This window comes from Stenotrophomonas sp. GW821-FHT09E08 (genome assembly GCF_059416125.1).
The window spans coordinates 401910-428511 of the sequence record NZ_JBWKOO010000003.1; the positions used below are offsets into that span (position 1 = coordinate 401910).

General features: G+C 66.0%; 25 protein-coding genes and 3 tRNA genes. 7 read left to right on the top strand and 21 right to left on the bottom strand.

The features are described from left to right. The first annotated feature begins 49 nt into the window (after positions 1-49). Together AC07M7_RS06560 and AC07M7_RS06565 are read left to right on the top strand one after the other, a co-directional pair. A complete protein-coding gene (locus AC07M7_RS06560; protein ID WP_428709614.1) occupies positions 50-403 on the top strand; it encodes a DUF6713 family protein in 354 nt (117 codons plus the stop codon). Continuing rightward, the gene (locus AC07M7_RS06565) at positions 400-840 is read left to right on the top strand and encodes a GNAT family N-acetyltransferase (RefSeq protein WP_495206981.1); all 441 of its coding nucleotides are present in this window, start codon (positions 400-402) and stop codon (positions 838-840) included. Before AC07M7_RS06560 ends, AC07M7_RS06565 begins: the two co-directional genes overlap by 4 nt. Before the next feature lie 65 nt (positions 841-905). Here AC07M7_RS06565 and AC07M7_RS06570 read toward each other — a convergent pair. The 9 genes from AC07M7_RS06570 to thrS all read right to left on the bottom strand — a co-directional run bounded on the left by AC07M7_RS06570 (position 906) and on the right by thrS (position 8714). Further along, positions 906-982 (bottom strand) — tRNA-Pro (locus AC07M7_RS06570). Between the two features lie 68 nt (positions 983-1050). Further along, positions 1051-1407: a MerR family transcriptional regulator gene (locus AC07M7_RS06575; protein WP_005410431.1), complete on the bottom strand. Its 357-nt coding sequence runs from the start codon at positions 1405-1407 to the stop codon at positions 1051-1053. Then, positions 1388-1687, bottom strand: a complete 300-nt coding sequence (locus AC07M7_RS06580) for an integration host factor subunit alpha (RefSeq protein ID WP_005410432.1) — start codon at positions 1685-1687, stop codon at positions 1388-1390. The genes AC07M7_RS06575 and AC07M7_RS06580 overlap by 20 nt, the downstream gene beginning before the upstream one ends. Before the next feature lie 27 nt (positions 1688-1714). Next, positions 1715-4096: a phenylalanine--tRNA ligase subunit beta gene (gene pheT, locus AC07M7_RS06585; protein WP_495206982.1), complete on the bottom strand. Its 2382-nt coding sequence runs from the start codon at positions 4094-4096 to the stop codon at positions 1715-1717. Positions 4097-4179: 83 nt separating this feature from the next. Continuing rightward, positions 4180-5175 carry a phenylalanine--tRNA ligase subunit alpha gene (locus tag AC07M7_RS06590; RefSeq protein ID WP_012511694.1) on the bottom strand — a complete coding sequence of 332 codons (996 nt, stop codon included), beginning with the start codon at positions 5173-5175 and terminating at the stop codon, positions 4180-4182. Positions 5176-5367: 192 nt separating this feature from the next. Next, positions 5368-5727: a 50S ribosomal protein L20 gene (rplT, locus tag AC07M7_RS06595; RefSeq protein WP_006380762.1), complete on the bottom strand. Its 360-nt coding sequence runs from the start codon at positions 5725-5727 to the stop codon at positions 5368-5370. An 11-nt stretch (positions 5728-5738) separates the two neighbouring features. Next, complete coding sequence (gene rpmI, locus AC07M7_RS06600; protein ID WP_005410436.1) at positions 5739-5936, bottom strand: 50S ribosomal protein L35; 198 nt, start codon at positions 5934-5936, stop codon at positions 5739-5741. Between the two features lie 284 nt (positions 5937-6220). Then, on the bottom strand, positions 6221-6763 hold the full coding sequence (infC, locus tag AC07M7_RS06605) for a translation initiation factor IF-3 (RefSeq protein ID WP_136639961.1): 543 nt from the start codon (positions 6761-6763) through the stop codon (positions 6221-6223). Positions 6764-6812: 49 nt separating this feature from the next. Next, positions 6813-8714: a threonine--tRNA ligase gene (thrS, locus tag AC07M7_RS06610; RefSeq protein ID WP_046983963.1), complete on the bottom strand. Its 1902-nt coding sequence runs from the start codon at positions 8712-8714 to the stop codon at positions 6813-6815. A gap of 428 nt (positions 8715-9142) precedes the next feature. Between thrS and AC07M7_RS06615 the strand changes: the two genes are divergently transcribed. The 3 genes from AC07M7_RS06615 to AC07M7_RS06625 are packed head-to-tail and all read left to right on the top strand — an operon-like array spanning position 9143 to position 11272. Then, positions 9143-9439: a hypothetical protein gene (locus tag AC07M7_RS06615; protein WP_046983964.1), complete on the top strand. Its 297-nt coding sequence runs from the start codon at positions 9143-9145 to the stop codon at positions 9437-9439. Continuing rightward, entirely contained in the window at positions 9439-9702 is a 264-nt protein-coding gene (locus AC07M7_RS06620) for a hypothetical protein (RefSeq protein ID WP_046983965.1), read from the top strand. The genes AC07M7_RS06615 and AC07M7_RS06620 overlap by 1 nt, the downstream gene beginning before the upstream one ends. Positions 9703-9712: 10 nt before the next feature. Continuing rightward, complete coding sequence (locus AC07M7_RS06625) at positions 9713-11272, top strand: PepSY-associated TM helix domain-containing protein (protein WP_495206983.1); 1560 nt, start codon at positions 9713-9715, stop codon at positions 11270-11272. A gap of 24 nt (positions 11273-11296) precedes the next feature. Here the strand turns inward: AC07M7_RS06625 and AC07M7_RS06630 are convergent, their stop codons facing one another. Together AC07M7_RS06630 and AC07M7_RS06635 are read right to left on the bottom strand one after the other, a co-directional pair. Next, positions 11297-11698 carry a VOC family protein gene (locus tag AC07M7_RS06630; protein WP_482997752.1) on the bottom strand — a complete coding sequence of 134 codons (402 nt, stop codon included), beginning with the start codon at positions 11696-11698 and terminating at the stop codon, positions 11297-11299. Positions 11699-11788: 90 nt separating this feature from the next. Next, positions 11789-12979, bottom strand: a complete 1191-nt coding sequence (locus AC07M7_RS06635; protein WP_495206984.1) for a glycoside hydrolase family 18 protein — start codon at positions 12977-12979, stop codon at positions 11789-11791. A 215-nt stretch (positions 12980-13194) separates the two neighbouring features. Between AC07M7_RS06635 and AC07M7_RS06640 the strand changes: the two genes are divergently transcribed. Together AC07M7_RS06640 and AC07M7_RS06645 are read left to right on the top strand one after the other, a co-directional pair. Then, on the top strand, positions 13195-14181 hold the full coding sequence (locus AC07M7_RS06640) for a tetratricopeptide repeat protein (protein WP_495206985.1): 987 nt from the start codon (positions 13195-13197) through the stop codon (positions 14179-14181). Positions 14182-14292: 111 nt separating this feature from the next. After that, positions 14293-15357, top strand: a complete 1065-nt coding sequence (locus AC07M7_RS06645) for a serine hydrolase domain-containing protein (protein ID WP_482997751.1) — start codon at positions 14293-14295, stop codon at positions 15355-15357. Here AC07M7_RS06645 and AC07M7_RS06650 read toward each other — a convergent pair. The 10 genes from AC07M7_RS06650 to AC07M7_RS06695 form a co-directional block, all read right to left on the bottom strand. Then, entirely contained in the window at positions 15326-16876 is a 1551-nt protein-coding gene (locus AC07M7_RS06650; protein WP_495206986.1) for a winged helix-turn-helix domain-containing protein, read from the bottom strand. The genes AC07M7_RS06645 and AC07M7_RS06650 overlap by 32 nt on opposite strands. Positions 16877-17013: 137 nt before the next feature. Next, complete coding sequence (gene pnp / locus AC07M7_RS06655) at positions 17014-19122, bottom strand: polyribonucleotide nucleotidyltransferase (protein ID WP_046983968.1); 2109 nt, start codon at positions 19120-19122, stop codon at positions 17014-17016. 151 nt (positions 19123-19273) lie between these two features. Continuing rightward, positions 19274-19534 (bottom strand): 30S ribosomal protein S15, encoded by a 261-nt coding sequence (rpsO, locus tag AC07M7_RS06660; RefSeq protein ID WP_005410445.1) that lies wholly within the window; start codon positions 19532-19534, stop codon positions 19274-19276. A 173-nt stretch (positions 19535-19707) separates the two neighbouring features. Beyond that, positions 19708-20616: a tRNA pseudouridine(55) synthase TruB gene (gene truB, locus AC07M7_RS06665; RefSeq protein WP_495206987.1), complete on the bottom strand. Its 909-nt coding sequence runs from the start codon at positions 20614-20616 to the stop codon at positions 19708-19710. Positions 20617-20658: 42 nt separating this feature from the next. After that, positions 20659-21042, bottom strand: coding sequence for a 30S ribosome-binding factor RbfA (rbfA, locus tag AC07M7_RS06670; RefSeq protein ID WP_012511702.1), 384 nt, complete (start codon positions 21040-21042; stop codon positions 20659-20661). 124 nt (positions 21043-21166) lie between these two features. Then, positions 21167-23812 carry a translation initiation factor IF-2 gene (gene infB, locus AC07M7_RS06675; RefSeq protein ID WP_046983970.1) on the bottom strand — a complete coding sequence of 882 codons (2646 nt, stop codon included), beginning with the start codon at positions 23810-23812 and terminating at the stop codon, positions 21167-21169. A gap of 92 nt (positions 23813-23904) precedes the next feature. Then, positions 23905-25416 carry a transcription termination factor NusA gene (gene nusA / locus AC07M7_RS06680; protein ID WP_006381058.1) on the bottom strand — a complete coding sequence of 504 codons (1512 nt, stop codon included), beginning with the start codon at positions 25414-25416 and terminating at the stop codon, positions 23905-23907. A 4-nt stretch (positions 25417-25420) separates the two neighbouring features. Then, positions 25421-26011 (bottom strand): ribosome maturation factor RimP, encoded by a 591-nt coding sequence (gene rimP, locus AC07M7_RS06685; protein ID WP_006381060.1) that lies wholly within the window; start codon positions 26009-26011, stop codon positions 25421-25423. A 356-nt stretch (positions 26012-26367) separates the two neighbouring features. Beyond that, positions 26368-26444 (bottom strand) — tRNA-Met (locus AC07M7_RS06690). Positions 26445-26526: 82 nt separating this feature from the next. Continuing rightward, a tRNA-Met gene (locus AC07M7_RS06695) sits at positions 26527-26602 on the bottom strand.

A 26602-nucleotide genomic window follows, 5' to 3' on the forward strand; every position in this document is an offset into this window, starting at 1 on the left:
GTGGGACAGAGCCGATAGACTATGGCCTGTACATGGCAGGGAGCGCGACATGGAACGATGGTATCTGGCGACGCTGTTGGCGTTGATCCTGCATCAGATCGACGCTGCGTTCTGGCAGGAATGGGCCATGTTCCATGTGCCCGGTGGCATCCAAGGCTTCCTGCTGTTCAACCTGCTTGCGATCGGCTTCGTGCTTTGGGGTTATCGCCAGACCCTGCTGGGCACATCGTCGGCGCGCGGCCATGCGCTGGTTTGTGGCGCGCTCGGTATTGGCACGGCGCTGATCCATCTGGCGTTTGCCCTGTTCGGTCGCAATGAATTCCACCTGCCGCTGTCGATCGCCGTCCTGCTCGCCTGCTTTGTGTCGGGCGGCGGCCTGTTGCTGCAGCTGCGCCGGCGATGAACCGGACTTCCCACTCCGCACACCTGCGTGACGGCAGCATCCAGGACGCCGATGCCTTGATTGCGCTCGACAGCGTGGCCGCCATCGATCCAAGCCGGGCCATGCAGATCGGCGATTGGCTGGCACGCGGCGGCGTGCAGGTTGCCGAGCAAAACGGCAAGGCCGTCGGCTACCTGGTCATTCATCACCACTTCTTCGGCGAAGCCTTCATCGAAATGCTGATGGTGGCGCACGCACAGCGCGGCCAAGGCATCGGTACCGCACTGCTACTCCAGACCATCGCATTGCATGGCCGGCGCAAACTGTTCACCTCGACCAATGCCTCCAACATCGGCATGCAGCGTCTGCTCGCTGCGTCGGGCTTCATCGACAGCGGCATCGTACACGGATTGGACGAAGGCGACCCGGAGCTGATCTACCGCTTCGCGGGTGCATGATCGGCCTCTGCCACACGCACAAAAAAGCCCACGCATCGCTGCGCAGGCTTCTTGGTTCATCAAAGTGGTCGGGACGGCCGGATTCGAACCGACGACCCTCTGCCCCCCAGGCAGATGCGCTACCAGGCTGCGCTACGCCCCGACTGATGCTGCGATGTGCCCGCCAGTGCGGCGGGCCGTGAAGTATAGCGGATTACGATGGAAATGGGGTCAGCGGCGCAGCAACTGCAGCACTTCTTCCAGCTCCATGCGCACCTGCTTGATGATCTGGTTGCTCAATGCCGATTCCTCGCGGGCATCGGGGCCATCCAGACGCAGACGCGCACCACCGATGGTGTAGCCCTGTTCGTACAGCAGGCTGCGGATCTGCCGCACCATCAGCACGTCGTGGCGCTGATAGTAGCGACGGTTGCCTCGGCGCTTGGCCGGCTCAAGGCTGGGAAACTCGGTTTCCCAGTAGCGCAGGACGTGCGGCTTGACGTCGCACAGCTCGCTGACCTCACCGATGGTGAAGTAGCGCTTGGCCGGGATCGGCGGTAGTTCGCGGTTACTGCCCGGATCCAGCATAAGCTTCCACCCTCTCCTTGAGCTTCTGGCCCGGACGGAAGGTGACCACCGTACGGGCGGAAATCGGAATTTCCTCGCCGGTCTTGGGGTTGCGACCCGGGCGCTGGTTCTTGCGCCGCAGATCGAAATTACCGAAGCCCGACAGCTTCACCTGACGTCCCTGTTCCAATGCTTCACGCAGCACATCGAAAAACGCGTCGACGAATTCCTTGGCTTCCCGCTTGTTCAGACCGACTTCGTCGAACAGCTTTTCCGCCATCTCCGCCTTGGTCAATGCCATTGCCTGCTACCCCCGAGTGCTGCCCGCTCAGCCGCGGATCCGGGCGTGGTGTTCACGCTCGATGGCAGTGACCGCCTCGGCCACCACCGCATCCACGTCGCGGTCCGTCAGAGTGCGCGACTTGTCCTGCAAAATCAAGCCCATAGCGAGACTCTTGAATCCCGGCTCGACGCCCTGGCCGACATAGCGGTCGAACAGGTTCAGGTCGCGCAGCAGCGGCCCAGCGGCCTGGCGGACAGTCGCCGCCAGCTCGGCCCAGGCCACCTGCTCAGGCACCAGGAACGCCAGGTCGCGGCGCACCGCCGGGAAGCGCGACAGCTCGCCGGCACGCGGCAGGCGGCGGGCGGACAGCGGCTCCAGGTCCAGTTCGAAGGCATAGACATCGGCTTCGATGTCCATCGCCCTGGCCAGCCGCGGGTGGACCTGGCCGATCCAGCCGATCGCCACGCCGTCGCGGAACACCTCGGCCGAACGTGCCGGGTGACCGTAGGCACGGTCCGACGGGCGGAACTCCAGTACCGCGCCACTGGCGGCGGCCAGCGATTCCAGGTCGCCCTTCAGGTCATGGAAATCGACCTTGCGGGTCGGCAGGCCCCACTGCACCGCCTGCGCTTCACCGCAGACCGCAGCGGCCACGCGCGGGGTTTCCAGCGGTGCCGGTTGCCCGTCACCGGCCTGCCGGGCGAATACCCGACCAATCTCGAACAGGCGCACGCGGCCCAGCTGGCGGGCAGCGTTGCGACCGAGCGTGGCGACCAGGCCCGGCAGCAGCGACGGGCGCATCACCGCCAGTTCGGCCGACAGCGGGTTGGCCAGCGGCACCAGGTTGTCGCGCAGCTGCCACTGGGTCAGCAGCGCATCGTCGACGAAGGCGAAGTTCACGGTTTCCTGCTGGTCACGGGCGATCAGCTGGCGACACACGCTCAGCGCGTCCAGTTGGGTCTCGCTCGGCATCGCCACGCGCGAGGCACCGCCCGGCAGCGTGGTCGGAATCTGCTCGTAGCCGTGGATGCGGGCCAGCTCTTCGATCAGGTCTTCCTCGATGGCGATGTCGAAACGGCGGCTCGGCGCCGTGACCTGCCAGCCATCGCCGGTCGCAACGACGTCCATGCCCAGCGCGCGGAGGATGCGTTCGACTTCGGCATCGTCGATGGTGATACCAAGCACGCGGGTGATGCGGGCGCGGCGCAGCACGATCGTCGCCGGCTTCGGCAGGTCGCCGGCGCGCACGGCCTCGGTGACCGCTGCCGGGGTACCGCCGGCCAGGTCCAGCACCAGGCGGGTGGCGTATTCGATGGCGGTGCGCGGCAGTGCCGGGTCGACGCCGCGCTCGAAGCGATGGCCGGCATCGGTGTGCAGACCCAGCTTGCGACCGCGGCCCATGATCGCGGCCGGAGCGAAGTGCGCGGCCTCCAGGAACACGGCGGTGGTGGCGTCGGTGACACGGGTGTCGAAGCCGCCCATCAGGCCGGCCAGACCGACCGCACGATCGGCGTCGGTGACCACCAGGAAGCTGTCGTCCAGCGCGGCGTCGCGGCCGTCCAGCAGCTTCAGGCTCTCGCCGGCGCGCGAACGGCGCACGGCGATGCTGCCCTGCAGAGTACCGAGGTCGTAAGCATGCATCGGCTGGCCCAGCTCCAGCATCACGTACTGGGTGATGTCGACCAGCAGCGAGACCGGGCGCACGCCACTGCGGCGCAGGCGCTCGGCCATCCACAGCGGAGTCTTGGCGGCGGCGTTGACACCTTCGATGACACGACCGAGGTAGCGCGGCGCCTCGGCGCCGGCATCGAGCTGGATGGCCAACTCACGGCTGCCGACGGCGGGAATCGCCTCGGCGGTGAAATCCAGCACGTCGCTGCGGGTGGCCGCGGCGACGTCGTAGGCGATACCGCGCAGGCTGAAGCAGTCGGCGCGGTTCGGGGTCAGCTTGATCTCGATGCTGGCGTCCGGCAGGCCCAGGTACTCGACCAGGGTCTGGCCGACCAGCGCGTCGTCCGGCAGTTCCAACAGGCCGGAGGCATCGTTGTCCAGGCCCAGCTCCTTGGCCGAGCACAGCATGCCGTTGGACTCGACGCCGCGCAGCTTGGCCGGCTTGATCTTCAGCTCACCGATCTGCGCACCGACCATCGCCAACGGCGCGACCAGGCCCGGGCGTGCGTTCGGTGCACCGCAGACGATCTGCAGCAGCTCGCCCTGCCCGGCATCGACCCTGCACACCTGCAGGCGGTCGGCCTCCGGGTGGCGCACCGCTTCGACGATGCGTGCCACGACCACGTGATCAAGGCCTTCGCCCAGCGCAGTCACTTCCTCCACTTCCAGGCCGATGGCGGTCAGCACCGCGCTCAGTTCTTCGCGCGATGCGCTGGTCGGGACGTGGCTGCGCAGCCAGTTTTCGGAGAATTTCATGGTGTCACCCTGGTGGGCCCGGCGCATGCGCCTGGGCCTGCGTTGTTGAGTCCGCCGGGCATGGCCCGGCGCTACCTGGTGGTTTACGCGAACTGTTTCAGGAACCGCACGTCGTTCTCGAAGAACGCGCGCAGATCGTTGACGCCGTAGCGCAGCATCGCGAAGCGCTCCACGCCCATGCCGAAGGCGAAGCCGGTGTAGCGCTCCGGATCGATGCCGACATTGCGCAGCACGTTCGGATGAACCATGCCGCAGCCGAGCACTTCCAGCCAGCGGGTGCTGCCATCGGGCTGCTGCCAGGCGATGTCCACTTCCGCGCCCGGTTCAACGAACGGGAAGTAGCTGGGGCGGAAACGCATTTCGAAATCGCGCTCGAAGAACGCGCGTACGAACTCGGCCAGCGTGCCCTTCAGGTCGGCGAAGGTCGAATGCTCATCAACCAGCAGGCCTTCCACCTGGTGGAACATCGGCGAATGGGTCTGGTCGCTGTCGCTGCGGTACACCTTGCCGGCGGCAATCATGCGCAGCGGCGGCGCGTGGTCGCCCATGTAGCGCACCTGCACACCGGAGGTGTGCGTGCGCAGCAGACGGCCGTCGCCAAAGTAGAAGGTGTCGTGCATGGCGCGCGCCGGGTGGTGCGGCGGGAAATTCAGCGCCTCGAAGTTGTGCCAGTCATCCTCGATCTCCGGCCCTTCCGACAGCTCGTAGCCCAGCCGGCCGAAGATGCCGGTGATGCGCTCAAGGGTGCGGGTGATCGGATGCAGGCCGGCGCGCTCGGCGCTGCGGCCCGGCAGGGTGATGTCGATCGATTCGGCGGCAAGGCGCGCGTCCAGTGCGGCGTCTTCCAATACCGCCTTGCGCTCGCCCAGCGCGTGACTCAGCGCATCGCGGGCCTGGTTGATGGCTTCACCGGCAGCCTTGCGCTCGTCAGCCGGCAACGCGCCGAGCTGCTTGAGCTGCGAAGTGATGCTGCCGCTCTTGCCAAGCAGGGCCACGCGCAGCTGTTCCAGCACGTCGGGGCTCTGTGCGGCGGCCACATCGGCCAGCGCCTGGGTGGTGAGGGATTGGATGTCGCTCATGGGGGGCCGGAACTCCAGTCGATCTGCCATCGCGATGCGCGAAGGGCCGACCCCTGTCGCCACCGCCGTCCCCGCGCTGCCGCTGTGGCCACGCCGGGACCCAAAAAAGAATGGGGAAGGACTTGCGCCCTTCCCCATGCATTGCCTTGACCTGACACCGTTCCGAGGAACGGTTACGGCATCGGGAAGGACTTATGCCGCCAGCGCGCCCTTGGCCTTTTCGGCCAGTGCGGTAAAGCCGGCTGCGTCGTGCACGGCGATGTCAGCCAGGACCTTGCGATCCAGGGTGATGCCGGCCTTCAGCAGACCGTTCATGAAGCGGCTGTAGCTCAGACCATTGATGCGGGCAGCCGCATTGATGCGGGTGATCCACAGCGAACGGAAGTTGCGCTTCTTCTGCTTACGGCCGATGTAGGCGTACTGCTGTGCCTTGATGACCGCCTGCTTGGCAACGCGGAAGACCTTGCGACGGGCGTTGTAATAGCCCTTGGCGAGATCCAGAATTTTCTTGTGGCGGCGACGCGCCTGTACGCCACGCTTAACTCGTGCCATTTTTCAGTTCCTCAGAGGTAAGGGAGCATGCGGTCCAGACGGCCTGCGTCTTCTGCACGGACATGGCCCGTCTGACGCAGATTACGCTTACGCTTGGTCGCTTTCTTCGTGAGGATGTGGCTACGGTTGGCGTGGCCGCACTTGTACTTGCCCGAGGCGGTCTTGCGGAAACGCTTGGCCGCTGCCCGGTTGGTCTTGATCTTGGGCATTGCAATGTCCTTGATGGGATATGACCCTGGTTTCTGACTGATCTGGCGGCGGCCTGGGCCGCTCTTTCCGTCCTGCCATGATCGGCGTACGACCCGTCCTGGGTGGGTCGAGCCGGGCATGATACAGGCAAACAGGGGCCATCACCAGCCCCTGCCACCCATTTCACGCCGGTCTTCACATCGCAGGCGGCGGAGCCGCCCGCACAAAGGCAAAAGGGCGCCAGCGGCGCCCTTTTGCCTTTCCATTCAGCCGCCAGGCGCCCCGGAAGGCAGCCCGTCAGGCCTCAGGTCTTCTTCTTCGGCGCGATCATCATGACCATCTGACGCCCTTCCAGGCGCGGACGGGACTCGATGACGATGTCTTCACCCAGATCGGACTCGATCCGGTTGGCCATCTCGCGACCCAGTTCCTGGTGGCTCATTTCACGGCCACGGAAGCGGATGTTGACCTTGATCTTGTCGCCTTCTTCAAGGAAACCGCGCATCTTGCGCAGCTTGATCTGGTAGTCGCCCTCGTCCGTGACCGGACGGAACTTCACTTCCTTGATCTCGACCTGCTTGGTCTTCTTCTTGGCCTCGCTGGCCTTCTTCTGCGCTTCGAACTTGAACTTGCCGAAGTCCATGATCTTGCAGACCGGCGGGTCGGCCTGCGGCTGGATCTCGACCAGGTCCAGGCCCTCATCTTCGGCCATGGACAACGCTTCGTCACGCGTCAACACGCCGATCATTTCTCCGTCACTGCCGATCACGCGGACGCGCGGCACACGGATTTCCTGATTCTTGCGGTTCTGTTTGTTGTCAGGGGTACTGATATTGCGATCTCCCAAGGGTGTCGAACCCGGCCCGGGCGCCAATGCGCACGGGCCGGACCTTTGCTTACGCGCCCTCGGCCTGGAGCCGCTCGATGAAGGCCTGGAGGCTCATGCTGCCGAGATCTTCGCCAGAACGCGTACGCACCGCCACAGCGCCGTTTTCCTTCTCGCGGTCACCGATGACCAGCAGGTACGGCACGCGCTGCAGCGTGTGCTCGCGAATCTTATAGCCGATCTTCTCGTTACGCAAATCCGCGCTGACGCGGAAGCCTTGATCCGCAAGGGTTTTGGTCACGTCCGAGACGTATTCAGCCTGGGCGTCGGTGATATTGGCCACCACCACCTGGGTCGGCGCCAGCCAGGCCGGGAACTGCCCTGCATGGTGCTCGATCAGGATGCCCAGGAAGCGCTCCATCGAGCCGACGATGGCCCGGTGCAGCATGACCGGGTGCTTCTTCTGGCTGTTCTCGTCCACGTACTCCGCGCCGAGGCGGCCGGGCATCATGAAGTCGACCTGCATCGTGCCCAGCTGCCAGGTACGGCCGATGGCGTCCTTCAGGTGGTACTCGATCTTCGGGCCGTAGAAGGCGCCCTCGCCCGGCAGCTCCTGCCATTCCACGCCATTGCTGGACAGTGCCGAGCGCAGCGCGGCTTCGGCCTTGTCCCAGGTGGCGTCGTCACCCAGGCGCGATTCCGGTCGCAAGGCGATCTTGACCTGGATCTCATCGAAGCCAAAGTGCTGGTACACCGCCAGCGCCTGCTGGTGGAACGCGGTCACTTCGGCCTCGACCTGGTTTTCGGTGCAGAACACGTGCCCGTCGTCCTGGGTGAAACCACGCACGCGCAGGATGCCGTGCAGCGCGCCAGATGGCTCGTTGCGGTGGCAGGCGCCGAACTCACCATAGCGGATCGGCAGGTCGCGGTAGCTGTGCAGGCCCTGGTTGAACACCTGGACGTGGCCCGGGCAGTTCATCGGCTTGAGCGCGTAGGTACGCTTCTCCGATTCGGTGAAGAACATCGCGTCCTGGTAGTTGTCCCAGTGGCCCGATTTCTGCCACAGCGACACGTCCAGGATCTGCGGGCAGCGCACTTCGCCGTAGCCGGTGCTGCGGTACACCTTGCGCATGTACTGCTCGACCACCTGCCACAGCGCCCAGCCCTTCGGGTGCCAGAACACCAGGCCCGGGGCCTCTTCCTGCAGGTGGAACAGGTCCTGCTGCTTGCCGATGCGACGGTGGTCGCGCATCTCGGCTTCCTCGATGCGCTTGATGTACGCCTCGAGCTGCTTCTTGTCGGCCCAGGCGGTGCCGTAGATGCGCTGCAGCTGCTCGTTCTGCGCATCACCACGCCAGTAGGCACCGGAAATGCGGGTCAGCTTGAAGGCCTTCAGGAAACGCGTGTTCGGCACGTGCGGGCCGCGGCACATGTCCACGTACTCCTGGTGGTAGTACATGCCCATCGCCTGGATATCGTCGGACATGTCCTCGATCAGGCGCAGCTTGTAGTCCTCGCCACGGGCCTTGAAGATCTCGACCACCTCGGCGCGCGGCGTCACCTTCTTGATGACGTCGTAGTCCTGGGCGATCAGCTCGCCCATGCGCTTTTCGATCGCAGCCATGTCTTCGGGCGTGAATGGGCGCTCGGAATAGATGTCGTAATAGAAACCCTCGGCGATCACCGGACCGATCACCATCTTCACGTCCGGGTACAGCTGCTTGACGGCGTGGCCAACAAGGTGTGCACAGGAATGGCGGATGATTTCCACGCCCTCCTCGTCCTTGGCGGTGATGATGCGCAGGCTGGCATCGTGGTCGATGACATCGCTGGCATCGACCAGCACACCATCGACCGAACCGGCGATGGTGGCCTTGGCCAGGCCGGCACCGATCGACTGGGCAACGTCCATGACGCTGACGGGGTTTTCGAATTCGCGGCGGCTGCCGTCGGGAAGAGTAATGTTGATCATCGCAGTGGCTTCGTGCGGGGCCCGCGCGGGCGGGCTGGAAAGCGGTTCCGGGCCAGCGCCCGGGCAATAAAAAAGCGCCGCGAGGGCGCCGGGAACTCGGGCCTTCGGGGGCAGGTCAACAGTGGGCGGTGGTAGTGCTCATGTCGCACGCTCGGCCGGCGCTGGGCGCGGGCCACCTTGTTCCAGTCAGGATTCAACAATGATCTTAAACCAGCGCACGGGAAAGCCCAAGGGCTACCGTACGGCCCGCTGAATGGGCTTCGCTGGCGGCGTCAAATTGCAATGATTACCATGTCGGCGCAGGTCGCCCCGTGCCAGCCTGCCCGCTTCCCCCAGGACCCCGTGATGCGCCACCCGCTCCGACCGGCTCCCGCCGGCCCCGCCCGTGCCCCGCGTTCGCCCGCCCGCTGCGGCGCCGGTCGCGCGCAATGATCACCGTCGGCCTTTCCACGCTCGGCTTCTGCAGCCTGGGCATGCTGGCAGCGATGTTCTCGGCGCTGGCGTTCTATGCCGCCTCGACGCACTGCCGCTGGCCACGCCTGCGCCGCGCCGGCCGCCTCGGGCGGCAGATCGGCCTGGTCGCGGCCGTTGCCGCGCTGTGGCTGTGGATGGCCGAGCTCGGATTTGCTGCCGGCCTGGTGGCGATGCTGTGCACCTGGATGCTGGCGGCGATGCTGCTGCCGGCACTGGCCGCCTGGCATCGTCCCGGCACGGAGTCGCCCTGATGTGGCCGCGCGCCTTCGCCGGCATTGTTGCCGGCTTCTTCCTGGCAGCCGCTGTAACCGGCCTGCTGGCGTGGCTGCCGCCCGGCCCCTGGCAGCGTGCCCTGGTCCCCACCCTGATCGCTTTCATCCCGCTATGGATGCTGGCCGCCCTGTGGGCATTCAGCTTCCGCAGTGCGCTGCGCGCCTGGCTGGTGCTGGCGGGCAGTGCCGCCGTCGGCTTTGCCGCGCTCGGGCTGCTGCGCCTCACCGGCGCGGTGCAATGAGACACACCCCATGAAGTTCAGTTCGCAGACCCTGCGCACGTTCACCACCCTGCACACCTGGGTCGGCCTGGTCGCCGGCTTCGGCCTGTTCGTAGCCTTCTATGCCGGTGCACTGACCCTGTTCCACCACGACCTGCCGCTATGGCAGACCCCGGGCGCAGCCAGCGCATTGCCGGCAGGCCTGGACGACGCACAGTACCTGCTGGAAGACGTGCTGGCCGCGCATCCGGAGGCGCGCCGCCACATCGGAATGACCTTCCCCGGCGCTGAACACCCGCAACCGCTGGCGTACTGGCAGGCGGACGACGGCAGTTGGCGCTACGCCTGGCCAGGGCAGATCGCCGGCAGTCCGACGCCGCCGCAGACCGGGCTGGCCGAACTGGTCAACGAACTGCACTACAGCCTCGGCCTGCCGGTGGCCGGCATCTACGTCATGGGCATCGTCAGCCTGCTGTATGGCATGGCCCTGCTCAGCGGCCTGGTGATCCACCTGCCGAAGTTGTTCGGCGACCTGTTCGCACTGCGTCCCGGCCGCAATCTCAAGCAGTTGTGGCAGGACGCGCACAACGTGATCGGCGTGCTCAGCCTGCCCTTCCACCTGATGTTCGCGGTGACCGGCGCTCTGCTTTGCCTGGTATTCGTGCAGATGGCACTGCTCAATCCGTTGATCTACGACGGCAAGGCGCTGCAGGCAGTGCCGACGGCGATGGACACCGCACCGGTGCGCGAGGCCACTGGCGTCCCGGCGCCGCCGGGCAGCCTGCGCGTGCTGCATGCACGGGCACTGGAAGTCGCGCGGGCACAGGGTGTGGCCAGTTTCGAGCCGGCCTACCTGAAGCTGGCCAATGCCGGCGACGCCAACGCCACCATCGAGATCACCGGTGAATCCAGCGGCACCCTCGGCCCGCTCGGCGCGGTGGCGCTGGACGTGGCTACCGGCAACGTCCTGGCTTCCCAGCTGCCCGGCCAGCGCGACGCCAACCATGCCACGCTCAGCGCTGCCTATGCGCTGCACTTCGGCGAGTTCGGCAACGGCGTGGTGGTCTGGCTTTACTTCCTGCTCGGCCTGGGTGGCGCCTTCCTATTCTACTCGGGCAACCTGCTGTGGATCGAGTCGCGGCGCAAACGCCGCCAGCCGCAGCAGCCACGCGCCGGAGTGAACATGGCGCGGGCCACGGTCGGCGTCTGCATCGGCCTCTGCGTGGCGATCTCGGTCGCATTCGTCACCGCTCTGGTGCTGGAGCGGCTGGCCCCCTCCACGGTCGACCACGGCATCCGCTGGGCCTGCTTCGGCAGCTGGGTGTTGTGCGCGTTGTGGGCAGCACTGCGACGGCCGGCACAGGCCGCACGCGAGTTGCTGTGGGCCGCAGCGATCAGTACCGCGCTGGTGCCGGTCGTGCACGGCGCACTCAATGGTGACTGGTTGTGGCGCGCGGCCGCGCGCGGCCACTGGCCGCTGTTCTGGGTCGATGCGATCGCGCTGGCCATGGCCTTCGGCTTCGCCCGCCTGGCGGTGGCCAGCCAGCGCCGTGCCCGCCACGGCGATCCGAACAGCGTCTGGGCCGATTGAGCCTACGCCGGGCATGGCCCGGCGCTATCGAAAGTCCGCCGGGGCCGGGTACCGACTCACTTCGATCAGATTGCCATCCGGGTCGCGGAAGTACACCGATTCGATCGGTCCCAGCGCGCCGGTGCGTGCAACCGGCCCCTCCTCCACCGCGACGGACTGCGCCTGCAGGTGGGCCAGCACATCGACTGACGCCGTACGCGTGACCAGGCACAGATCGGCACTGCCCCGGGTGGGTCGTAACGCATGCGGCTGCAGCGGGGCACTGGCCGGATGCAGATTGATCTTCTGCTGGCCGAACTGCAGCGCGGTACGGCCTGCGCCGAAGCGCACGACCTGCATGCCGAGCACGCGCTGGTAGAAATCACAGCTGCGGTCGATGTCTGCGACGGTGAGGACCAGATGGTCCAAGCGTTCGAGATGGATCATGCCCGCAGCGTAACGCTGCAGGCATGGACATGCTGTGCGGGGTTGGGCCGATGGCGTTGCGGCATTGTGCCGGACATCGCCTGATGCAACTCAATCGCCGATGCGGGCCTTCTGCCACGGGCCCAGCATCGCGTTGAGCAGGCTGGCTTGTTCGTCGTCGCCGGTCAGCTCCCACATGAATACCCCGGCCAGGCCCTGCTCGCGGGCGAACTGCGCACGCAGGCCGATCGAGCGCGGGTCTTCATAGCTGATGAAGATCTTCTGCTCCGGGTTGTACAGCCAGGGGCTCTGCGCCTGCGGCTGCCAGTGCTTCGTCCAACCCGGCTGGTCGAGAAAACGCGCCTTGATCACCCGCCAGTCGCCAGCATCGGCCGGAGCACTGTAGGCCTGGTACAACCCGTCGGCAGCATCGCCGGTGACCTTGAAGCCGCGTCCGTAGAACGGCACGCCCAGCACCAGCTTGTCGGCCGGCACGCCGTGCTCGCGGTAGTACTGCACCGCGCCGGCCACGTTGTTCCAACGTCGCAGTTCCGGCGCCAGCGGGTCAGCCGACACCTCGTGCAGTGGCGCATTGAAGGTCGACACCGCCGAGAAGCCGGTGCCCATGTCGTAGCTCATCAGGTTGATGAAATCGAACACCCTGGCCAAAGCCGGCAGGTCATAGCTCGCCGCGGGATCGTAGGGGCCATCGGTCTGCAGGCGACCGGCCGCCAGCGCTGCAGTCAGCAGCATCGGCTGCCCCGCCTTGCGGCCGCCCGCGTCGAGTGCCGCGCGGAACGCCTGCGCGAGCTTGGTCAGGTTGGCGCGATCCTGCGGGCGGTGCGCCAGCTCCTTCGGCCCACCGCTGACCGGGAATTCCCAGTCGATGTCCACGCCATCGAAACTGCCAGCATGACGATCGAAGAACAGCGCCATGCACGAGTCGACCAGGCGCTTGCGGCTGGCCTCGGTCAGTGCTGCATCGGAAAACCCACCCGCGCCCCAGCCACCGATCGAAATCAGCGTGCGCAGGTGCGGATGCGCCTTTTTTAGTTCAGCCAGCGCGGCGAAGTTCTTCGGCGCTTCCGCACCAACCGTGCAGCGGCCGTCCTCGATGGTGGAGAACGCGTAGAACAGATGGGTCAGGCGCTCGGCGGGAATGCTCGACACCGGGTAGCGCTCGGCCGAACCACCTGGGTAGTAGGCACCGAAGATCGGCGGCTGCGCCGGCAAGGCGTGCGCGGCGATGGGCAAGGCACCGGCAATCAGCACGGCAAGGACGGCCACGGTCTGGCGGAACATGGGATCTCCCGGTTCAAAGGCGCAGCCACGTTAGCAAACCGATGGGGCTGTGGGACGGTTGTCGCGGCATGTCGTCCAGTGGACAGGCACACCCTGCCGAGTGACGACAACACGGTAGTCATGCAACGACCCTCATGCACTGCAGCAGGACACGCACCGACGCCGGCCCTCATGCATCGGCTAAGGTAGCTGCGGACCTTCAATCGCGCATGGACATGAGCACCGACCACGACACACTCGACGACGGCGACCTGCTGGACAACGAAATCCTCGACGAACGCCAGGCACTGGAGGCACGCGCCTACGCCCTCTTCCGCGAGGGCGACCTGCAGCAGGCGGTGGCGCTGTTCGGCGAGCTGATCGCGCTCGCTCCCGAAGTGCCGTACCTGCATTACACGCGCGGATTGGCGCACAAATACCTGCGCGACTGGGCTGCCTCACTGCAGGACAACCTGCAATCGGAACAGCTACGCGGCGAGTTCGATGAAGCCACCGCGTGGAATGCCGGCATCGCCGCCACCGGTGTCGGTGACTGGGCTGAAGCACGCCGCCAATGGGCCCGCTGTGGCATCACCCTTCCCGAGGTCGAAGGCCCGATCGAGGGCAACTTCGGCGTGGCCTGCGTGCGCTTGGCACCGTGGTCCGATGCCGAAGTGGTGTATATGAGCCGCATTGATCCGGTGCGTGCACGCATCGACAACGTACCCCTGCCCGAAAGCGGTTTCCGCTTCGGCGACATCGTGCTGCACGACGGCGCATCAACCGGCCATCGCACCTACGGGGAGCGCCAAGTGCCGGTGTTCAACGCGATGCAGCGCTTGCAGGCATCGGACATGGCGACCTTCACCGTGTTCGTGCAGTGTGATTCGGCCGATGACATCGCTGCCCTGGAGGCCATCACGCTGCCCGGCATCGGCATGGTCGAGGACTGGACGGCCACCGTGCGCCGACTGTGCCGCCGCTGCAGCTACGGCACGCCGCACCAGCATGGTGATGAGGCGCCAGATGAAGACCAATGGAGACGCGAACGTGACCTCGGCGTGGCCGCACAGGGCCGGGCTGCGGTGGAAAAGCTCATGGCGGTGTGGGTCGCTGCAGCCCCCGGCCGGGTGCTGGAGGCCATCGAACAGCGCGAGCACCCGATGAGCGACCCGAAGCCAGGCCAGGTCTGGTGGCTGGGGGAGGACGAAGAGGCCGAGTAGGGGCGAGCGCCGGGCCTTGTCGCACAAGGCCTTCAGAATTCTTCAGGCCGGCTTCCAGCACTTCAGACGCAGCGCAGGCTCAATCGGGCTCCCTTTCGATGGAGTCCGACGATGCGTTCGATCCTGTCTGTCCTCACCCTGCTCTACGCGGTCTGCACCCTGCCCTTCGCGGCCCGCGCCACACCCCCCGATCCGGCCCGTCTGCAGGCGCTGCAGCAGGCCATCGCCAGCGATGAACTGAAACAGATCCGCAGCGTGCTGCTGCAGGTCGATGGCAATGTGGTCTACGAGGGCTACTTCAACGGCGCCGACGCGCAGACCCTGCACGACGTACGATCGGCCAGCAAGGGCGTGACCGCGCTGCTGGTCGGTGCCGCCATTGGCGATGGCACCCTGCCCGGCGTGCAGGCCCGGGTGTACGACTACTTTCCGACCTTCACTGCCCGGCACGCGGTCGACCCCCGCCTGCGCGCCACCACCGTGCAGGACCTGCTGACCATGAGCAGCCTGTGGGAGTGCGATGACGAGAACCCGTTCTCGGCCGGCCACGAGGAACGCATGTACGTGACCGAGAAGTGGCTGGACTTTGCACTGAGCTTGCCGGTGAAGGGCTTCGCGCCGTGGATGCAGCGGCCGCAGCACAGCCCGCACGGGCGCGCGTTCGCTTACTGCACCGCCAACCCGTTCGTACTGGGCGCGGTGCTTGAGCAGGCCAGTGGGCAGTCGTTGGCCGATTACGCTGCACGGGTGCTGGAGCGCCCGCTGGGCATCATCCACAGCCAGTGGAACCGTTCGCCGGAGGGTATCGGCATGGGCGGCGGCGGCACCCGTTACCGCACGCGTGATCTGGCCCGCTTCGGCCAGCTCGTGCTCGATGATGGCCGATGGCAGGGTCGCCAGCTGGTCCCCAAGGACTACATCGAGGCGATGGTGCAGGCGCAGGCAACCACTTCCGATGGCAGCGACTACGGCTACCAGTGGTGGGGCCTGAAGCTGGGCGTACAGGGTTCACCGCGCACGGTGTGGGCGATGTCCGGCAATGGCGGCAACTATGTGTTCGTGGTGCCGGAGCAACGCGTGGTCGTGGTGGTCACCAGCCAGGCGTTCAACCGCAGCTTCGCCCATCCACAGTCGCGACGGATCCTCACCGAGTTCCTGCTGCCGGCGCTGCACTGAGCGCGGCCAGGTCGTCCGGCCGCCAGCTGGCGGCCAGCACCCGCGCACGTTGCCGGGCGATGTCGGCATCCAGCCGCTGCAGCAGGGCCGGCCAGCCGGGCGCGCTGCGCAGTGGCACGAACAGAGGCGTGGCACGCAGCCACGCTACGTCGCGGAAACCGTCATCGACCGCCTGCTGCAGTGCAGCCACAGCGTCGCCTGCACGGCCCCGGGCCTGCAACAGCAGCGCCCGTTCCAGCGCCGCATCGGGCCAGCCGTCGCCGGCGCCTGCGTTGGCAGCGAGCTGCTGCAGGCGTTGGTCGATCCACGCGCCGTCTGCCGCCCCCACGCCGTGCAACAACGCCAGGGTCTGGCCCAGCGACTGCTGCGGCCGTAGCTGGCGACCACGCTCGAACGCGTCGCCGGCCAGCAACGCTAGTTCGCCCTGCAGGCGCAGCAGTTGCGGATGCGGCGTGCCACGCGCCAGCGCCTCGTCCAGCGCCTGCCTGGCCTGCTGCGGCGCGCCGGCCAAGTACAGGCTGCGCGGCCAGGCGATGTTGGAAAAGACGTTGTCCGGGTACAGCTGGAAATTGCGCGCGTGGCGAAGCGCGGCCGCCCGGGTGAAGCCCAGCAGTTCCAGCTCGCGCGCGACCTGCACATCACGGAAGCGGATGCGCTCGGGGGCCTTCAAGGACAGGTTGGCCTGCAGCGCTGTGGCGAGCTGGCCGCGCTCCTGCTGCAGGTAGGCCAGCGATGCGCGACTGCGCTCGTCGCCGGGCTCGAGTTCGATGGCACGGCTGTAGCCGGTGATCGCCTGCCGCATATCGCCCAGACAGTCCTGCGCATACCCCCACAGGGCGTGCGCAGCAGCATCGCGAGGCGCGCGCTGGCGTTCCTGCTCGGCCAATGCCAGTGCTTCGCGCAACTGCTCGGGCGTGCCGTTGAACAGACAGCCCTGTGCAGCCAGCGCACGGGACAGGCCACGCCGGGCCAACACGGATTCCGGATCAGCCTGCAGGGCCTGCCGGTACAGAGTGATGGCCACGCGGTTGTTGTTGGCCTGGCCGATGCTCGCGTAGTAATCGGCACGCTGCAACAGCGACTGCCCCGCGCTCTGCGGCGTCGACCGAGGCAACAGCAACAGTGTGGCGGCCATGCCCAGCACCGCGACAGCCGCCACACCCCAACCGAGCCTGCGGGCGCGCGATGATCGCTTGGGCGACGCGCTGGCCGGCCGTGGCGGCGCGCACAGCTGGTAGCCGCGACCACGTACCGAGCGGATGTAGCGCGGACGCCGACTGTCATCGCCGAGGGCCTGGCGCAGCAGCTTCACCCGCTGGCTGACCGCAGCTTCGCCGACCACCGCAGGGGCCCAGACCTGCGCGGCCAGCGTGTCGAAATCCACAACGTCGGTGCCGTGCGCAAGAAGCACATCCAGCAGGGTCCAGCTGAGGCCGCTGACCGGCAGTGCTTCACCGTTGCGACTGACGCGCTGCGCCGGGCGATCGATTTCAAGGTCGAGCAGGCGCAGGGTGTCCATGGCCGAAGCATAGCGGCTGGAGCGCACGGGATGACAGGCAAAGAAAAAGCGGGCCGAAGCCCGCTTTTTCATTCCAGCGATGTCAGCGGTGGTGTGTCAACCAAGGTTGACACCTACCGTGATCAGCCGTTGGCCGATTATTCGGCGCTGACGGCGTCTCCTTCTTCAACGGCCTTCATCGACAGGCGGATACGGCCCTGCTTGTCCACTTCCAGCACCTTGACCTTGACCACATCGCCTTCCTTCAGCACGTCGCCGACCTTCTCGACGCGGTCGCTGGAGATCTGCGACACGTGCACCAGACCATCCTTGCCCGGCAGGATGGTGACGAACGCACCGAAGTCCATGATCTTGGCGACCTTGCCTTCGTAGATGCGGCCCGGCTCGACGTCCGAGGTGATCTGCTCGATGCGGGCCTTGGCAGCCTGCGCAGCGATGGCGTTGACCGAAGCGATGACGATGGTGCCGTCATCCTGGATGTCGATCTGGGTGCCGGTTTCCTTGGTGATGGCCTGGATGGTCGAACCACCCTTGCCGATCACTTCGCGGATCTTGTCCGGGTGGATCTTGATGGTCAGCAGGCGCGGCGCGTAGTCCGACAGCTCTTCACGCGGAGCGGTCAGGCCGTGGGCCATTTCGCCCAGGATGTGCAGACGGCCAGCCTTGGCCTGCTGCAGAGCCTGCTTCATGATCTCTTCGGTGATGCCTTCGATCTTGATGTCCATCTGCAGGGCGGAGATGCCCTCAGCGGTACCGGCAACCTTGAAGTCCATGTCGCCCAGGTGATCTTCATCACCCAGGATGTCGGACAGGACGACGAAGCGATCGCCTTCCTTGACCAGGCCCATGGCGATACCGGCAACCGGGGCCTTCACCGGCACGCCGGCGTCCATCAGGGCCAGCGACGAACCGCAGACCGAGGCCATCGACGAGGAACCGTTCGACTCGGTGATTTCCGAGACGACGCGGATGGTGTACGGGAACGACTCCAGCGACGGCATCACTGCCAGCACGCCGCGCTTGGCCAGACGGCCGTGACCGATCTCGCGACGCTTCGGGCCCATCATGCGGCCGGTCTCACCCACCGAGTACGGGGGGAAGTTGTAGTGGAACAGGAAGTTTTCCTTGTACTCACCGGAGACGGCATCGATGACCTGGCCATCACGGGCGGTGCCCAGGGTGATGGTCACGATGGCCTGGGTCTCACCACGGGTGAACAGCGAGGAACCGTGGGTACGCGGCAGCACGCTGGTCTTCACCGCGATCGGGCGGACGGTGTCCAGCGCACGGCCGTCGATGCGGACCTTGGTGTCCAGCACCGAGTTGCGCATGGTGCTGTATTCCAGCTCGCCGAATTCCTTCGACAGCTCGGCCGGGTTCCAGCCTTCGGCGGCAACGCGGCCGGCCAGCGACTCGACCACGTCCTTCTTGATCGCCGAGATGGCGTCACGGCGCTGCAGCTTGTCACGCACCTGGAAGGCTTCGCCCAGGCGCGGGCCGACCGCTTCCTGCACGGCGCTGATCAGCGCGGTGTTCTTGGCCGGGGCTTCCCAGGTCGACGGCTTGGTGCCGGCTTCGACGGTCAGCTCGTTGATGGCGTTGATGACCTTCTGCATTTCGCGGTGACCGAAGGTCACGGCGCCCAGCATCACGTCTTCGGACAGCAGCGCGGCTTCGGATTCCACCATCAGCACGGCGTTGGCGGTACCGGCAACAACCAGCTCCAGCTGCGAATCCTTCAGCTCGGACACGGTCGGGTTGAGGATGTACTCACCGTCCTTGTAACCGACCTTGGCGGCAGCGATCGGGCCCTTGAACGGGGTGCCGGCCAGCGACAGCGCGGCCGATGCACCGATCAGTGCCGGGATGTCACCGTCGATCTCCGGGTTCAGCGACATCACCGTGGCGATGATCTGGACTTCGTTCTTGTAGTCTTCCGGGAACAGCGGACGGATCGGACGATCGATCAGGCGCGAGATCAGGGTTTCCTTCTCGGTCGCGCGGCCTTCACGCTTGAAGAAGCCACCCGGGATGCGGCCACCGGCGTAGAACTTCTCCTGATAGTCGCAGGTCAGCGGGAAGAAGTCCTGGCCCTCACGCGCGCTCTTGGCGGCAACGGCGGAGACCAGCAGCACGGTGTCGTCGAACTTGACGATGACGGCGCCACCGGCCTGGCGGGCGATTTCGCCAGTCTCAAGCGTGACGGTGTGCTTGCCGTACTGGAAGGTTTTGGTGATTTTTGCCACGGATGGATGTCCTTGGGGATGCTGTCTGCGAATTGGACCGTCGGCGACCCTTGCCGCCAGCGGGTGACCGGATCGTTCCGGCCTGAATCGGGGATTGCGGTGCTACAAAACAAAACCGCGGCGCATCGCTGCGCCGCGGGGGATTCGTTGCTTAGCGACGCAGGCCAAGCTTCTCGATCAGGGCCTTGTAACGCTCGACGTCCTTCTTCTTCAGGTAGTCGAGCAGGCTGCGACGGCGGTTGACCATCTGCAGCAGGCCGCGGCGGCTGTGGTGGTCCTTCTTGTGGGTCTTGAAGTGGCCGGTCAGCAGTTCGATGCGGGCGGTCAGCAGTGCAACCTGGACTTCCGGGGAGCCGGTGTCAGCCGAGCTGCGCTTGTTGTCTTCAATGACCTTCTGGGTGTCGATCGACATTTCTTTTTTCTCAGTGATGCGTGGCCGGCAGGAACGCGCTTCGCGCACCGCCAGGCTCGCCGTGGACTACGAGGATGAAACCTGCGCAAGGCAGGCTGCCGGAAAACGGCCGCGAAATTGTAACGGCCAGGGGGCTCCGGGACAAGGTCCGGGGCTGAACCGGCCTGCCCGGGTCAGAGGTTGAAACGACGCTGCGGCGCCAGCAGCCCGCTGTCATCGACCTGGCCCAGTCCCTGGACAACAGCGTCCGGACCAAACACGGCAACCAGTCCGCGCGGCCAGGACGGATCGCGCTGGCGCTGGCCGACACAGAAGCGGTGGACCTGGTCGGCATCCAGCTCAACCCGTGGGTATTCAGCCAGGCCGGCAGCCAGCGGCAGCAGCAGCGCGTCCATGCCGGCCTCGTCGCCCGCCTCGACCATCGCCCGCAGCTGGTCCAGGGTGACCATGGCCGGCTGATGGAAGGGCTCAACCCAGAGCCGGCGCAGCGCACTGATGTGGGCACCGCAGCCCAGGCTTTCACCGAGGTCACGGGCCAGGCTGCGGATGTAGGTGCCCGAGCCACAGGTCACGCGCAGGCGCAACCGCTCCGGCTGCTGCTCCAGCACCTCGATGGCGTGCACCTGGACCTCGCGCTCGGGTGCCTCGATGGCATCCCCGCGGCGGGCCTTCACGTACAGCGGTTCCCCCCCCTGCTTCAGCGCCGAATAGATCGGGGCACGCTGGCGGATGCTGCCGGTCAGCGCTGCAAGCGCGGCCTGCAGCGCCTCGGCACTGATCTGCGGCACCGGCCGCTGCAGCAGCACCTGGCCCTCGGCATCGTCGGTGTCGGTGGTCTGGCCAAGCACGATCTCGGCGTCATAGGCCTTGGCCGAGCCCAGCAGCAGGCCGGCAATCTTGGTCGCCTCGCCGAAGCACAGCGGCAGCAGGCCGGTGGCCAACGGATCCAGGCTGCCAGTGTGGCCGCCCTTCTCGGCACGGAACAGGCGGCGTGCCACCTGCAGGGCGGCGTTGGAGCTCATGCCGGCGGACTTGTCGAGCAGCAGGATGCCATCCAGGCGGCGGAACTGAATTCGGGTCATGACAGGTACGGGTAGCGCCGGGGCATGCCCGGCGTCGCGCGGTTATTCGTCGTCGCCTTCGCGACGCTTCTCCGCGGCCAGCGTATCGGGCAGGTCGCGCAGGATGTTGTCGATATGCTCACCGCGATCGACCGAGTCGTCGTAGTGGAAATGCAGCTCAGGCACATGGCGCAGCTTCATCGCCCGGGCCAGGTCCATGCGCAGGCGATAGCCCAGCTCCTTCAGGCCGGCGACGGCTTCGGCCGAACGCTCGGGCATCAGTGCGGTGACGAACACCTTGGCATGGGCCATGTCGCGGGTGATTTCCACGTCGGACACGCTCACCGAGGGCAACCCATGCTCGCGCACGGCGTTGTGCACCAGGGTGCCGAGTTCACGGCGCAGCTGGGCGGAGACACGGTCGGTTCGGTGGAAAGTCTTGGGCACGAGGGACTCTTGGTTCAGTTGTCGCCCGACCAACGGTCGGGCGCTACATCTACATGGTACCCGACCGTTGGTCGGGTTCTACATCATGGCAGGGCCCGACCGTTGGTCGGGCCACTGCACAGCATTACAGGGTGCGCGGCACTTCGATACGCTCGAAGCACTCGATCTGGTCACCCGGCTTGACGTCGTTGTAGGCCTTCACCGCGATACCGCATTCGGTACCGTTGCGGACTTCCTCGACGTTTTCCTTGAAGCGACGCAGCGATTCCAGCTCGCCTTCGAAGATCACCACGCTGTCGCGCAGGACGCGGATCGGCTTATTGCGCTTGACCACACCCTCGATGACCATGCTGCCGGCCACGGCGCCCAGCTTGGAGCTGCGGAACACGTCGCGGACCTCGGCGATACCGATGATCTCTTCGCGGATCTCCACGCCCAGCAGACCGGAGGCCACCTGCTTCACCTGATCGATCACGTCATAGATGATCGAGAAGTAACGCAGATCCACGCCGTTGGATTCGATGATGCGGCGGGCCGAAGCATCCGCACGCACATTGAAGCCGATGACGGTGGCCTTCGAAGCGGCCGCCGAATTGGCGTCCGACTCGGTGATGCCGCCCACGCCGGAGTGAATCACGTTGATGCGGATGTCTTCGTTGGACAGCGCGACCAGTGCCTGGCTCAGCGCCTGCACCGAACCCTGCACGTCGGCCTTGATGACCAGGTTGAGGACCTGCTGGCCCTCGCCCTTGCCCAGGGTCGCCATGATGTCTTCCATGCGGCTGCCAGCGGTGGCGACCAGGCGCGATTCACGGCGCTTGGTTTCACGCTGCTGGGCAACGTCCTTGGCCAGGCGCTCGTCGTCGACGACGACGAAGTCGTCACCGGCTTCCGGCACGCCGGACAGGCCCAGGACCTGTACCGGGATGGACGGTCCGGCAAACTCCGGCTGCTTGCCGGTTTCGTCGAACAGTGCACGCACGCGGCCATACTGGATGCCGCACACCAGGTAGTCGCCCTTCTTCAGGCGGCCCTGCTGCACCAGCACCGTCGCGACCGGGCCGCGGCCCTTGTCCAGCGAGGATTCGATGACAACACCATTGGCGCGACCTTCGTCGACAGCCTTCAGTTCCAGCAGCTCGGCCTGTACCGACACCGCGTCCAGCAGGTCGTCGATGCCCAGGCCGGTCTTGGCCGAGATCTCCACCATCTGGATGTCACCACCGAAGTCTTCGGCCACGACCTGCTCGGACAGCAGTTCGTTCTTGACCCGCATCGGGTCGGCGCCGGACTTGTCGATCTTGTTGATGGCCACGATCAGCGGCACACCCGCCGAACGGGCGTGCTGGATCGCTTCCTTGGTCTGCGGCATGACGCCGTCGTCGGCTGCAACCACCAGCACCACGATGTCGGTCAGCTTGGCACCGCGGGCACGCATCGAGGTGAACGCGGCGTGGCCCGGGGTGTCCAGGAAGCTGATGACGCCCTTCGGCGTATCGACGTGGTAGGCACCGATGTGCTGGGTGATGCCGCCGGCTTCGCCAGTGGCGACCTTGGTACGGCGGATGTAATCCAGCAGCGAGGTCTTGCCGTGGTCGACGTGGCCCATGATGGTGACCACCGGCGGACGCTGCACGGCTTCGCCCTGGTTCTCGCCAGCGGAGGCCAGCAGTGCGTCTTCGGCATCGTTGTCGTTGGCACGAATGGCCTTGTGGCCCAGCTCTTCGGTGACCAGCGCGGCGGTGTCATGGTCGATGGACTGGGTGATGGTGGCCATCACGCCCATCTTGAACAGCGCCTTGACCACCTCGCCGCCCTTCAGCGCGAGCTTCTGCGCCAGGTCGGCCACGGTGATGGTCTCGCCGATCGCCACTTCACGCACTACCGGTGCGGTCGGACGCTCGAAGCCGTGCGGACCGGCGTTGTTGCCACCGCGCGACATGTCACGACGGCCACCGGCCTGGTTCCGGCTACCCGGACGACCACGGTTGTTGCTGTTGTTGCTGTTGCCACGACGCGCACGGTCGGCCGCCGACAGATGCATCTGGCCGGCGAAGCGGTCGCCCGGGCCGCGCTCATTGCGCGGCGCGCTGCGGTTGTTGCGATCGTCGCTGCGCGGCGGCGCACCACGCGGCGCGGCCGGGGCTGCAGCGGGCGCACGCGGCGGGCGCGGCGCGGTTTCATCGATGGGTGCACGCACCTTGGGCTGGCTGGCAGCGAGCGCTTCGGCCGCCTTGGCGGCAACCGCAGCTTCCTCGGCCGCCTTCTTCTCGGCCTCGGCACGTTCCTTGGCCGCGACTTCTTCCTCGCGGGCGCGGACGATGGCCTCGTCACGCAGGCGGTCCTTCTCGGCCAGCGCCTGCTGCTCGGCAAGGTTGCGCGCACGCGACTCTTCCAGCTTGCGCAGGATGTCGGCGCGCTCTTCGTCCGGGGTCATCGCGCGACCACCATCAGCCTTGACGTAGGTACGCTTCTGGCGCACCTCGACGTTCACGGTCGTCTTGCTGCGACCGGAATTGACCGTCACTTCCTGCTGCTTCCGACGGTTGAGCGTGATCTTCTTTGCAGACTGATCAGTCTCTTCCGGGGCCTGCTCGGGCTTGCCGTGCGAACGACGGAGGAAGCCCAGAAGCTTCACTTTTTCAGAACTGGTCACGACCTGGTCGGGACCGCTGAACTTCATGCCGGCACCGGCCAGCTGTTCCAGCAGTTTTTCGACCGGCGTGTTGACCAGTTCGGCAAGCTTGCGGATGGTGGTTTGCTGCGACATTCGGATCCTATGATCTTGTGGGCGCCCCCCCGCATCTGGAGGTGGCGCGGATTCTACGCCCTGATCGGCTCAGGGCCCTGTTCATTGCCGGCTCATTCGCCGCGTTCCAGTCGGGCGATCTCCTCGGCACGCGCGGCCAGGATCAGCGCAGCGGCGCGCGCCTGGTCCAGCCCTTCGATGCCGAAGTCCATGACCTCGTCGGCGGCCAGGTCGGACAACTCCTCGCTGGTACGCACGCCGTGGCCGGCCAGCGCATACGCGGTGGCTTCGTCCATGCCCTTCAGGGACAGCAGGTCCTGCGCCGGCTGGCCGTCTTCAAGGCCTTCCTCGACTGCCAGGGCCTCATTGAGCAGCGCATCGCGGGCACGAGCGCGCAGCTCTTCGACGATGTCCTCGTCGAAACCTTCCACGGCCAGCAGTTCGCCGACCGGTACATATGCGATTTCCTCGACGGTGCCGAAGCCTTCGCTGACCAGGATGCCGGCGATTTCCTCGTCCACTTCCAGCTTGTCCATGAACAGCTGGCGGGCCGAAGCCTGCTCGGCCTCCGACTTGGCGGTGACCTGGTCCTGGGTCATCACGTTGAGCTGCCAGCCGGTCAGGCGGCTGGCCAGGCGCACGTTCTGGCCGCCCTTGCCGATCGCCTGGGCCAGGCGGTCTTCCGCCACGGCCAGGTCCATCGAATGCTTGTCTTCATCGACGATGATCGACTGCACTTCAGCCGGTGCCATCGCATTGATGACGAAGTTGGCCGGATTGTCGTTCCACAGCACGATGTCCACGCGCTCGCCATTGAGCTCGTTGGACACGGCCTGCACGCGCGAACCGCGCATGCCGATGCAGGCACCGATCGGATCGGTGCGCTGGTCGTGGGCGAGCACGGCGATCTTGGCGCGGTCACCCGGATCACGGGCACAGGCCTTGATTTCCACCAGGCCCTGGCCGACTTCCGGCACTTCCAGCTTGAACAGCTCGATCATGAATTCCGGGGCGGCGCGGCTGATGAACAGCTGCGGGCCACGCGGTTCCGAGCGCACTTCGGCCAGGTAGCCGCGCACGCGGTCACCGGCGCGCAGCACGTCGCGCGGAATGCCCTTGTCCTTCGGAATGAAGCCTTCGGCGTTGCCGCCCAGGTCGACATAGATGTTGCCGCGCTCGGCGCGCTTGACCACGCCGGTGATCAGCTCGCCGACACGGTCCTTCCATGCATCCACGACCTGCTGGCGCTCGGCTTCGCGCACGCGCTGCACGATCACCTGCTTGGCAGCCTGGGCGGCGATGCGGCCGAAATCCGGGTTTTCGATCTGCTCTTCGATGTAATCGCCGACGTCCACGCCTTCGGCTTCGTCGACGGCATCCATCAGGCGGATCTGGCGATCCGGCGATTCCATGACCACGTCATCGGCCACCACTTCCCAGCGGCGGAAGGTTTCGTAGCTGCCATCCTTGTGGTCGATGACCACGCGGGTCAGCACTTCCTCGTCGGGATAGCGCTTCTTCGCTGCCGAGGCCAGGGCGGCCTCGATGGCATCGAAGATCACTTCACGCGGCACGCCCTTCTCGTTGGCGACTGCGTCGACTACCAGCAACAGTTCCTTGCTCATTGGCTCACTCCGCGCGCGGCTTCTTTGCCGCCGGCTCGTTGGAAGAAGAATTCGTTTTCGGCTTCGGACGCTTCGGTGCCGGACCGGTCGGCTTGCTCGGGGCGAGCCCCAGCGCGACCCAGTCGGGCATGATCCGTGCCTTGTCGATGTTGTCCGCCGACACGACCACTTCGGCCTTGTCGACAATGAAGGTGATGGCGCCCGCGGCTTCGTCGATCGCCTCGATGCGGCCCTGCAGGCGACGACGGTTGTCCTGCGGCAGCTTCAGCGTGACCTTGGCCGACTCGCCGAGGTGACGGCCGAACTGCTCCAGGTTGAACAGCGGACGATCGACACCCGGCGAAGACACTTCCAGCGTGTAGTTGCCGCTGATCGGGTCTTCGACGTCCATCTGTGCCGACACTTCGCGGCTGACCCGCTCGCAGTCGTCGACATTGATGATGCGCTCCGGCTGCTCAGCCAGCGGCACGTCGATGTAAAGGCGCAGGGTCGCACCGCCGGGGGCCGGCAGATACTCAACGCCCAGCAGCTCCAGGCCCAGCGACACAACGGTCGGGGCGAGCAGATTCGCGATGTCGGTTGCCTTGTCGCTCACAGCCTGCCTTGATCTCTTGGTTGGGTGCCGGCCTTGGCCGGCGTGGAAACATGACGCCCCGGAAACGACAAAGGGCCCGCTGGGCCCCTTTTCCGGAAAGACTCCGGTGACTGGATTCCGGTTGCAACCTGCATTGCCTGCCGGTTGCGGCCCTCCTTCCGGTGTGGACTCCCGCTGGGAGGCCGCCTTCAGGGGTACTGCTAGGCCGCTGATGATAGCGACTGCACCGCGCTGGTGCAAGGCTTGGACCACCCTTGAACCTGCCGCTGCGCTCGCCGGGCCATGCCCGGCGGATCGAGCGGAAGCACAAAAGAAAAACGCCTTCGAAGCAGGACTTCGAAGGCGCATTCTTTACTTGGTAGCGGGGGCAGGATTTGAACCTGCGACCTTCGGGTTATGAGCCCGACGAGCTGCCAGACTGCTCCACCCCGCATCAGAAGCGGAATTATGAGGCATAGCTTCAAAACATGCAAGCTTTTCCTCATTCATCAAACCGGTTGGCGCCGATATGAAGTTGGTAGCGGGGGCAGGATTTGAACCTGCGACCTTCGGGTTATGAGCCCGACGAGCTGCCAGACTGCTCCACCCCGC

Excerpts from the sequence above, each read along its gene's own strand:
- AC07M7_RS06560 (WP_428709614.1), top strand. The coding sequence starts at position 50 with ATGGAACGATGGTATCTGGCGACGCTGTTGGCGTTGATCCTGCATCAG.
- AC07M7_RS06565 (WP_495206981.1), top strand. The coding sequence starts at position 400 with ATGAACCGGACTTCCCACTCCGCACACCTGCGTGACGGCAGCATCCAG.
- AC07M7_RS06575 (WP_005410431.1), bottom strand. The coding sequence starts at position 1,407 with ATGCTGGATCCGGGCAGTAACCGCGAACTACCGCCGATCCCGGCCAAG.
- AC07M7_RS06580 (WP_005410432.1), bottom strand. The coding sequence starts at position 1,687 with ATGGCATTGACCAAGGCGGAGATGGCGGAAAAGCTGTTCGACGAAGTC.
- pheT (WP_495206982.1), bottom strand. The coding sequence starts at position 4,096 with ATGAAATTCTCCGAAAACTGGCTGCGCAGCCACGTCCCGACCAGCGCA.
- AC07M7_RS06590 (WP_012511694.1), bottom strand. The coding sequence starts at position 5,175 with ATGAGCGACATCCAATCCCTCACCACCCAGGCGCTGGCCGATGTGGCC.
- rplT (WP_006380762.1), bottom strand. The coding sequence starts at position 5,727 with ATGGCACGAGTTAAGCGTGGCGTACAGGCGCGTCGCCGCCACAAGAAA.
- rpmI (WP_005410436.1), bottom strand. The coding sequence starts at position 5,936 with ATGCCCAAGATCAAGACCAACCGGGCAGCGGCCAAGCGTTTCCGCAAG.
- thrS (WP_046983963.1), bottom strand. The coding sequence starts at position 8,714 with ATGATCAACATTACTCTTCCCGACGGCAGCCGCCGCGAATTCGAAAAC.
- AC07M7_RS06615 (WP_046983964.1), top strand. The coding sequence starts at position 9,143 with ATGATCACCGTCGGCCTTTCCACGCTCGGCTTCTGCAGCCTGGGCATG.
- AC07M7_RS06620 (WP_046983965.1), top strand. The coding sequence starts at position 9,439 with ATGTGGCCGCGCGCCTTCGCCGGCATTGTTGCCGGCTTCTTCCTGGCA.
- AC07M7_RS06625 (WP_495206983.1), top strand. The coding sequence starts at position 9,713 with ATGAAGTTCAGTTCGCAGACCCTGCGCACGTTCACCACCCTGCACACC.
- AC07M7_RS06630 (WP_482997752.1), bottom strand. The coding sequence starts at position 11,698 with ATGATCCATCTCGAACGCTTGGACCATCTGGTCCTCACCGTCGCAGAC.
- AC07M7_RS06635 (WP_495206984.1), bottom strand. The coding sequence starts at position 12,979 with ATGTTCCGCCAGACCGTGGCCGTCCTTGCCGTGCTGATTGCCGGTGCC.
- AC07M7_RS06640 (WP_495206985.1), top strand. The coding sequence starts at position 13,195 with ATGAGCACCGACCACGACACACTCGACGACGGCGACCTGCTGGACAAC.
- AC07M7_RS06645 (WP_482997751.1), top strand. The coding sequence starts at position 14,293 with ATGCGTTCGATCCTGTCTGTCCTCACCCTGCTCTACGCGGTCTGCACC.
- AC07M7_RS06650 (WP_495206986.1), bottom strand. The coding sequence starts at position 16,876 with ATGGACACCCTGCGCCTGCTCGACCTTGAAATCGATCGCCCGGCGCAG.
- rpsO (WP_005410445.1), bottom strand. The coding sequence starts at position 19,534 with ATGTCGATCGACACCCAGAAGGTCATTGAAGACAACAAGCGCAGCTCG.
- truB (WP_495206987.1), bottom strand. The coding sequence starts at position 20,616 with ATGACCCGAATTCAGTTCCGCCGCCTGGATGGCATCCTGCTGCTCGAC.
- infB (WP_046983970.1), bottom strand. The coding sequence starts at position 23,812 with ATGTCGCAGCAAACCACCATCCGCAAGCTTGCCGAACTGGTCAACACG.
- nusA (WP_006381058.1), bottom strand. The coding sequence starts at position 25,416 with ATGAGCAAGGAACTGTTGCTGGTAGTCGACGCAGTCGCCAACGAGAAG.